Origin of the sequence: Kitasatospora sp. NPDC127116 (genome assembly GCF_042677365.1) — a bacterium.
Taxonomy (GTDB): domain Bacteria; phylum Actinomycetota; class Actinomycetes; order Streptomycetales; family Streptomycetaceae; genus Kitasatospora; species Kitasatospora lactacystinica.
The window spans coordinates 1-7,782 of sequence record NZ_JBHXTL010000236.1 but is presented as its reverse complement, the minus strand read 5'-3'; the positions used below and the strand labels follow the sequence as shown (position 1 = coordinate 7,782).

5 protein-coding genes are annotated in these 7,782 nt (G+C 71.8%); 1 reads left to right on the top strand and 4 read right to left on the bottom strand.

The features are described from left to right. Positions 1-46: 46 nt before the first annotated feature. The 4 genes from ACFVHV_RS42640 to ACFVHV_RS42625 all read right to left on the bottom strand — a co-directional run bounded on the left by ACFVHV_RS42640 (position 47) and on the right by ACFVHV_RS42625 (position 6,160). Positions 47-1,063, bottom strand: a complete 1,017-nt coding sequence (locus ACFVHV_RS42640; RefSeq protein WP_359912783.1) for an enediyne biosynthesis protein — start codon at positions 1,061-1,063, stop codon at positions 47-49. Next, positions 1,060-2,988 carry a CRTAC1 family protein gene (locus ACFVHV_RS42635; protein ID WP_359912795.1) on the bottom strand — a complete coding sequence of 643 codons (1,929 nt, stop codon included), beginning with the start codon at positions 2,986-2,988 and terminating at the stop codon, positions 1,060-1,062. Before ACFVHV_RS42635 ends, ACFVHV_RS42640 begins: the two co-directional genes overlap by 4 nt. A gap of 525 nt (positions 2,989-3,513) precedes the next feature. After that, positions 3,514-4,890, bottom strand: a complete 1,377-nt coding sequence (locus ACFVHV_RS42630) for an FAD-binding oxidoreductase (RefSeq protein ID WP_380359101.1) — start codon at positions 4,888-4,890, stop codon at positions 3,514-3,516. A gap of 28 nt (positions 4,891-4,918) precedes the next feature. Continuing rightward, positions 4,919-6,160: an acyl-CoA dehydrogenase family protein gene (locus tag ACFVHV_RS42625; protein WP_380359098.1), complete on the bottom strand. Its 1,242-nt coding sequence runs from the start codon at positions 6,158-6,160 to the stop codon at positions 4,919-4,921. Between the two features lie 192 nt (positions 6,161-6,352). Here ACFVHV_RS42625 and ACFVHV_RS42620 point away from each other — a divergent pair, with 192 nt between their 5' ends. Then, positions 6,353-7,741, top strand: coding sequence for a condensation domain-containing protein (locus tag ACFVHV_RS42620; protein WP_359912792.1), 1,389 nt, complete (start codon positions 6,353-6,355; stop codon positions 7,739-7,741). Positions 7,742-7,782 lie beyond the last annotated feature (41 nt).

Genomic DNA, 7,782 nt, shown 5'->3' with positions numbered 1-7,782 from the left:
CCACAGCGCCGTTGCGGTGTCGTGCGCGGTGTCGCACGCGGGTGCCTCAGGCCGCGACCGCCCCGACCTGCTGCGGCTGCGCGGCCGTCCCGTCCGGGGCGCCCGCCCCGGCGGAGTCCGCCTGCCGGGACCGCTTGATCAGGTGCGCGACCCACCAGCCGATCCCGCGCAGGGCGCAGACGATGGTGGTGGCGTAGAAGAGCGTGTAGACCACGTTGAACACCATCAGGACCGCGTAGACCATGGCGACCGAGGAGCCGAACATGAACTGGGCCTTGGCCTTCATCGGCGTCGTACCCGGGTCGCTGATCATGTAGTTGGTGAACAGCACGAAGGCGACGCCGGTCATCGCGCCGAGCGCGGAGTACAGCGAGACGTCCCAGATCCAGTGCCGGACGAACGCCTGGATGGCGAACGCGCCGAGCCAGCCGACGATCAGCGGCGTCCGCTTGGTGAGCAGCGCGTTGATCACCGTTCCCGCGGTGGCGATGATCAGCGGGATCATGACCCGGAAGAAGGTGTTCGCGTTCTCCGTGAACTGGTACGGCGGCGCGATGCTGAACCAGGACCCGAAGCACACCAGCGACATCGTGATCCCGAAGTTGGACGGGTTCATGTAGTGCCGCATCCGGCCGGCGATCGGCGCCTGCAGGGCGTGCTTGCCGCCGACGCCGATGACCACTCCGAAGAACATCGGCAGCAGCTGGTTGTTCCCGTAGGTCAGCATGTTGACCGCGAGCGCCGTGATGTGGGCGGGCAGCAGGAACTCGTAGACCCCGCGCACCCCGTTGCCCAGGAAGCGCGGCGGGCGCCGCTGGGCCCAGCCGCTGACCAGCTCGAAGCAGATCTCGCAGGTGTAGGCGGTGAACACCGCGATGAACGGCCACAGCCAGGGCTGTTCGAAGCCGAGCAGGGTGTAGCCGAAGGTGTTGAACACGCTGATGGAGATCGCGAAGTTGCGCAGGGCGAGGTAGCGCGGATCCTTGGGCTTCGCGGGGGCGGCGGGCGCGGGGGGCGCGGCGGCCGGGGCGCCGCCGGGGCGGGACTGCGCGGTGGCGCTCATCGGTTCGGGACCTCCTGGGCGTCGCTGGTCAGCATCAGGGTGTGCGTACCGGCGGTGAGCTGCTCGGTCTTCTTGTGCATCCCGCCGTTCGCGTCCCGCCACCGCAGCTCGACGGTGACCGGACCCTGGTGGGAGCCGAGGCCGAAGCGCGTGTCGAAGCTGCGGAAGCCGCCGTGGCCGCCGCCGCCGTCGAGCTGGGAGATCTGGGTGCCGTCCGGGGTCATCACGCACACGGTGGCGCCGTACGCCGGCGACCCGGAGTTCACCAGGCCCTCGCCCGCCCCGCCCTCGGCGGTCGGCCGGTAGAGCCGCAGGTTCAGCTGGTTGCCCAGGTTGGGCGAGGTGTTGGCGTAGAAGGCGGGCGGGCCCCACTGGCGGGCCACCGCGAAGTCCAGCCGGCCGGTCCCGGTGGTGTCGCCGGTGGCGAGGCCGCGGGTCGGGGTGGGCACGGCGATGCCCAGTTGCTCGCTGATGTTGACGTACGGGCCGTCGGGGGTCTTGGCGTAGAAGGCGATCGCCTCGTCCCCGGCGATGTCGTCACCGGGCTGGACGTTGGGCCACATCGCGGGGTTGGACAGCAGGTCGTCGTTGGTCATGGCCATCTCCTGCAGCCACGGCCAGCGGTTGATCTTGCCCTTCACGAAGCCGGTGGCCTGGAGGACGTTGAGGTCGCCGCTGTTGAGGAAGTCGCCCATCTTGGCGTCCCAGCCCCAGCCGGTCCAGGCCATGCCGTGCTCCTGGGCCTCCTGGGTGAACGGCGCGATGCCGGCGTCGAGCTTGTTCCGCATGTCGGCTTCGTCCTTGGCCTTGTTGATCCAGACGAAGTTGCTCTCCTCCAGGCCCCAGGCGACGGTGATGTTGCTGACCATCATGTCGAACTTGCCGTCGTGGCCGAGGTCGCCGAAGTCGACGCCCATGCCCTTGAAGGAACCGTTGCCGAGCACGAAGGACTTGGGCGTGGTCGGAGTGCGCTCGCCCTTGGCCTCGGTGAGCTCGATGTGCCCGGGCGTCGACCGGTTGTACAGCAGGTGCCCGTGACCGAAGTCGTTGGCGACGTACAGCTCGGGCAGTCCGTCACCGGTCAGGTCGGCGCCGGAGATCGCCAGGGTCCATCCGGTAGACGCGTCGAAGGGGATGGCGCCCTTCTCCTCCACGTACGACGCCGTGGGCTCGGGCCCGGAGGTGCTCTGCTGCCAGCGCAGGACGTGGTCGCCGCCGGCGTTCTTGGCACTGGACAGCGAGTCGTTCATCACGACGTTCTTCAGACCGTTGGGGTCGAGGACGTCGGAGTCGGGGAAGTAGTTGCCGATCACGATCGACGGGTGTCCGCTGCCGTCGAGGTCGCCGACGTAGTCCGCGTCGGTGTTCCAGCGCGGGCCGTGGTACTTCCCGTCCAGCGACTCCGAGGCCACCAGCTCGCGCGGCACGTAGGAGCTCGCGGCGGGGGTCGTCGCGTCCGACTTGGCCATGAACAGGATGGGCGTGCGGCCCCAGTACGTCACCAGGAGGTCCATCCGGCCGTCGCTGTTGAAGTCGCCGGGTGTGCAGCCGGTGGGCGCCATGGTGTCGTCCATCGGCAGCGGCTTGCCGTCCAGCACGAAGGGCGTGAACCGGTCGGCCTGCCGGGCGGTCGGCGTGTACGTCACGACGACGCTGTCGGTCCTGGTGTCGACGATGCACATGCTGTTGGCCACACCGTGCCCGGTGAGGTCGTTGATCGCGATGCTGGCCCCGACCGAGGAGATCCACGAACGGATCTTCTGGTAGGCCGGGTTCACCTTCCGGACCGTCTTCATCGGCTGCTGGTCGTAGCCGGGCGGCATCGCGATGGGCATTTCCTTGAAGCCGTACTGCTTCGCGACCCCTTCCGCCCCGGCCACCGCGACCGAGCTCCGCGCCGCGAAGAACAGCGAGGCGGCCACCATGATCACCACCAGGCCCGGTACCAGTCTGCGGAATCGTTCACGGTTTGTCACCGAAATTCCCCTCTCGGCAGATCGCGTACGACCCTGCTTTCGCATCGAGTGCACTCCCGCGGCCGACTCCTGCGGGCCGAAAAGGCCCGGGGTCCTGGTGCCGCGGTCCCGAAATGCGACGGTGAATCCCACTTCACTCGCAGGTCTACTGCACGAGCATGAACGCCGGACGCCCGCAAAGGCATCTCTCACATTGCTCACCGGCCGGGAACGGCTTTTGCCAATTGTTTTCCCGCCGAAATAATCTCCGGCGGCGTGATCGGAAAAGGGTGATCCGCCGTCCGCGATCGGCGAGTGGCGGACGGCGGACGGCGGACGGCGAGTGGCGGGCAGCGAGCGCCGGCCGGCCGGCCGGGAACACGCCGAAGCGCCCTCCGAACGGACGACGGAGGGCGCTTCGACAGCAGGTGGTTCGACGGCGGGCGCTCGGGCGGGCGCGCACGCGGCCGCCGGGCGGCGCGCGCTCGGCGGCGGTCAGTAGCGGGCGGAGGCCCCCGGCGGCACGTCGTGGCGCAGCCACCCGGCGGGGTCCACCCGGCGGCGCACCCGGTCCACCCGTTCGACGTCGGCCGCCGACAGGTGCCGCTGCGGCTGCTCCAGCCGCTCGACCAGGGTCGGCGCGGTCCGGCCGGTGTCCCAGGGCGTCAGGGCGGAGCGGACCTCGGCGCAGTGCGCCCGGGCCGCCGCCGTCGCGGCCGGGTCGAGCGCCAGGCCGCCGGCGGTGAAGGCGAAGGCGGCGTCGAGGTGGCTCAGTGCCCCGCCGTCCGGATCCGGCACCGCGAGCGCGCCGCCGAGCTGCCGGAGTTCGGCGTTGACCAGTGGCGATCCCGAGCCCTCGCCGAGCACCCGGAGGAACGCCTCCGCGCCGTCCGCGCCGAGTTCGGAGAGCAGCAGGTGGTCCCCCACCACCGGCACCGGATCGGTCGGGTCCATGTGGGTGCGGACCACGGCCGGCGGGGTGGTGGTCTCCCAGGTGTCCAGCACCGGCTCGGCCACCGAGCGGAACCGGCCGAGCAGGTCGGCGGCCTGGCGTTCGGCGGTCGCCAGGCCGTCCTCGGTCGGACTGAGCACCACCCCGGCCAGGCACAGCACCGGACCGCCGGTCAGGACCGGCGGGATCTCCGGCACGGCCGGCAGGTTCATCACCCGGAACGCGGTGGTGACGGCCTCCGGGGCGTCCCGGGTCCAGCTCAGCCAGCGGGACAGCAGCTCGGGGCCGTGCGCGGCGGGCCAGAAGGCGGCGCCGGTGACCACCCGGGCCGCCGGGAAGAGCGCGATCTCGATCGCGGTGACGACGCCGAGTCCGCCGCCGCCCCCGCGCAGGGCCCAGAACAGCTCGGGGTCGGCGGTCGCCGAGACGCGGCGGAACTCGCCGTCCGGGGTGACGAGTTCGATCACCCGGACGCTGTTCACGGCGAGCCCGGCCCGGCGGCCGTAGAAGCTGATCCCGCCGCGCAGCAGGTAGCCGACCACGCCGACCGTGGGCGAGGTGCCGTGCGGCGCCGCCAGCCCGTACCCGGCGGCGGCCTCGACCACCGCGCCCCAGCGCGTTCCCGCCGGGACGCGGGCGGTGCGGGCCACCGGGTCGATCACGACCGGGCCCGCGGGCTCGGTGCGGACGAGCAGGGATTCGTCCATCGGGCGGGCCGAGCCGGAGGCGTGGCCGGTGGTGTGCACCCGGACCCACCGGCCAGCGCGCTGGGCGTGGCGCAGCGCCGACCGGACCTGTCCGACGGTGCGGACCGTCACCGCCGCCGCGGGCCGCACCGGCGCGGCCAGGTTGAACACGGCGGTCGCGGCGGCGAAGGCACGCTCCCCGGGCAGCGCGACGGCGTCCTCGGTCTCGGTCATGGCAGGAGCTCCTCGGCTCGTTGACGGGTCACTTGACGCCGAACCGGGCACGGGCCAGCTCCCGGGTGGTCACCGCGGACAGGAAGACCCCGATCCCGGAGTGGCTGTGCAGGGTGGACAGGTCGCGCCAGACCCGCTCGATCCGCTCCCCCTGCCGCACCGCGCTCGAACCCGCCGTCGGGAAGAGCTGCCCCTCCACGGCGTGCCAGCACAGCCGGATCACCTCGCGGCAGATGGTGGCCAGGCGCAGGTCGTGCTCCCGGGTGAAGGCGCCCGGCCCTCCGGCGCACAGCTCCTGCCACTGGGTGATCGCCTGCAGCACGGCCGCCTCGGCCGTGGCGATCATGCCGGCCGCCTCGCCGTACCAGAACTGGTAGTCCGGGTCCTCTGCGCGGGTGACCACCGGCGGGAACAGCGTCGTGCGGGAGAGCATCAGCTCCTCGTAGGCGTCCAGCGCGCCCTGGGCCATGCCCACGGCGAGCGAGGCCACCTCCAGGAGCATGAAGCTGAGCGAGCCGCCGCCGTACTCCGGGTTGCCGTGCAGCCGGTAGCCGGGCGTGCCCCCGTCGACGACGACCTCGCTCATGTGCGTCCGCGGGAGCGTCAGGTGCTCCGGGACCCGGCCGTCCTCGATCACGATGCTGTGCGAGCCGCTGCCCTTGAGGCCCAGCTGGCCGCCCCAGTCGTCGAGCCGGCGGAACTCGGAGCGCGGAGCGACGAAGAGCATCGGCGCGGGCGGTTCGCCGGCCTCGCCGGGCACCGGGACGTGACCCATGAAGTGCGTCGCGTACGGCGAGCCCGAGCAGTAGTTCCAGGTGCCGTCGATCCGCCAGCCGCCGTCCTCGGCGCGCTCGGCCTTCCCGTTCGGCACGATGGTCGCCGGGCAGATGAAGTCGCCGCCGGCGAAGAGCTCGGCCTGCGCCCGCTCGTCGAACAGCGAGGCCGCGGGCAGGGCGTGGGTGGCGCCGAGGCAGTACATCCACCCGGTCGACGGGCAGCCGCGGGCCAGCGTCATCGCGACCCGCAGGAAGGTGTCGATGCCGAACTCGTAGCCCCCGTAGCGCTTGGGCACGAGGATCCGGTAGAAGCCGGCCCCGGCGAACGCCTCGTGGGTGTCCTGGGCGTAGTAGGTGCGCTGTTCGGTCTCGGCTTGCCGGGGCACCAGGAGCGGCGCGATGGCCTCGGCCCTGGCGATGATCTCCCCGGGTGTCAGACCGGGCTCGGGCGGCTGCGGCGAGCCGGACCCTGCGGCGTTCATGGCGACCGTCATTGCGGCGCAGCTCCTCTACGGTTCGGGCGGGCGTTCCACCGAAGCTGGATGGACTTTCCCGGCCAGCCTGGCCCGCGGCCCGGCCGGTGCGCATCTCCCGGATTGCCAGCACGATCGAAGAACCCACGGCCGGGGGGCCGTTGCTACGGTTCCGGGGCGAATTCGCCCCGGACTCCGTGAGAGGAATTCCCCATGAGCCCCAATGGAAAGCCGCAGTCGAACGCACCGGCGAGCAGGACGCCACTCTCCTTCAACCAGGAATTCCTCTGCGGCTTCGACCGCGGGGACGACGAGGGGCCGTTCGGCCCGCGGTTCCACATCGTGCACGGCTGGCGTCTGCGCGGGAAGGTCGACGCCGCGACGCTGCAGCTGGCCCTGGACGACGTGGTGGTGCGGCACGAGGCCCTGCGCACGGCCATCGTCCGGGGCGAGGGCGAGCGGTACCAGGAGATCCATCCGCCGACCCCGGTCCGGCTGGAGCTGCGGGAGCTGACCGGGGCGGATCCGGCGGCGCGCGAGCGGGCGGTGGAGGACCTGATCACCGAGGTGGAGTCGGGCACCATCAGCGCGCGGGAACTCCCGCTGCTGAAGGCCACCCTGCTCCGCTTCGACGAGGAGGACGCGGTCCTGGCCCTCGTCGTGCACCACACGGCGGCCGACGGCTGGTCGGTGCGGCTGATCATCCGCGATCTCGCCGTCCGCTACGCCGAGCGCCGCGGGCACACCCAGCCCGAGCTGCCGGTGGCCCTGCCGTACCGCGAGTTCTCGGCGTGGCAGCGGGAGTACGCGGCGGATCCGGCGCTGGAGGAGTCGCGCGCCTTCTGGCGGGAGCAGCTGGCCGGCGCCGAGATCTACTCGGTGGCCACCGACCGGCCGAAGTCGGCCGGCCTGCCGGAGTCCACCGCCATCCACCGCTTCACCGTCGACGCCGAACTGACCGCGCGGGCGGTGGAGATCGGCCGGGCGCTGCGCAGCACGCCGTTCATGGTGCTGATGGGCGCGTTCGCGGTGATGGTCGCGCGTTCCTCCGGAACGACCCGGGTGGTGGTGCCGACCTTCTCGCCGGGCCGTGGCGAGGACCGCTTCCACCACACGGTCGGGCCGTTCTTCAACTTCCTCCCGCTGTGCACCGAGCTCGCCGGGTCGCGCGACTTCGCCGAGGTGGTCGCCCGGATCCGCACCACCAGCCTGGAGGCGTACGCCCACGACATCCCGTTCGGGCAGATCCTCGGCCAGGCACCGGAGTTGATGCTGCCGACGCTGGAGGACGGCCGGGCGGCCTGTGTCTTCCAGGTCTTCCCGTTCCCGTTCCTGCTGGACGGGGAGCTGATCGGGGACCTGGAGTACACCGAGGTGCGGCGCCGGCTCACCTCGCAGCCGGTGGGCTCGGACGTGCCCAACGGCGCGCTGTGGACGCTCAACCTCGACCCGGCCGGGGACGTGGTGGCGGGCATCCAGTACAACAGCAACCTCTACGACGAGAGCTCGGTGGCGGAGCAGGTGGACCGCTTCCGCGAGGTGCTGCGGGAGCTGGTCGGCGCGCCGGACGCGCCCCTGGACCTCCGTACCGAGCGTTCCTGAACCACTGGGGCCGACGGTCCCCGCCGCGTGCGGCGGGGACC

Bases quoted from the DNA above. Each gene is read 5' to 3' on its own strand.
- ACFVHV_RS42620 (WP_359912792.1), top strand. From the start codon at position 6,353: ATGAGCCCCAATGGAAAGCCGCAGTCGAACGCACCGGCGAGCAGGACG.
- ACFVHV_RS42640 (WP_359912783.1), bottom strand. From the start codon at position 1,063: ATGAGCGCCACCGCGCAGTCCCGCCCCGGCGGCGCCCCGGCCGCCGCG.
- ACFVHV_RS42625 (WP_380359098.1), bottom strand. From the start codon at position 6,160: ATGACGGTCGCCATGAACGCCGCAGGGTCCGGCTCGCCGCAGCCGCCC.
- ACFVHV_RS42635 (WP_359912795.1), bottom strand. From the start codon at position 2,988: ATGGTGGCCGCCTCGCTGTTCTTCGCGGCGCGGAGCTCGGTCGCGGTG.
- ACFVHV_RS42630 (WP_380359101.1), bottom strand. From the start codon at position 4,890: ATGACCGAGACCGAGGACGCCGTCGCGCTGCCCGGGGAGCGTGCCTTC.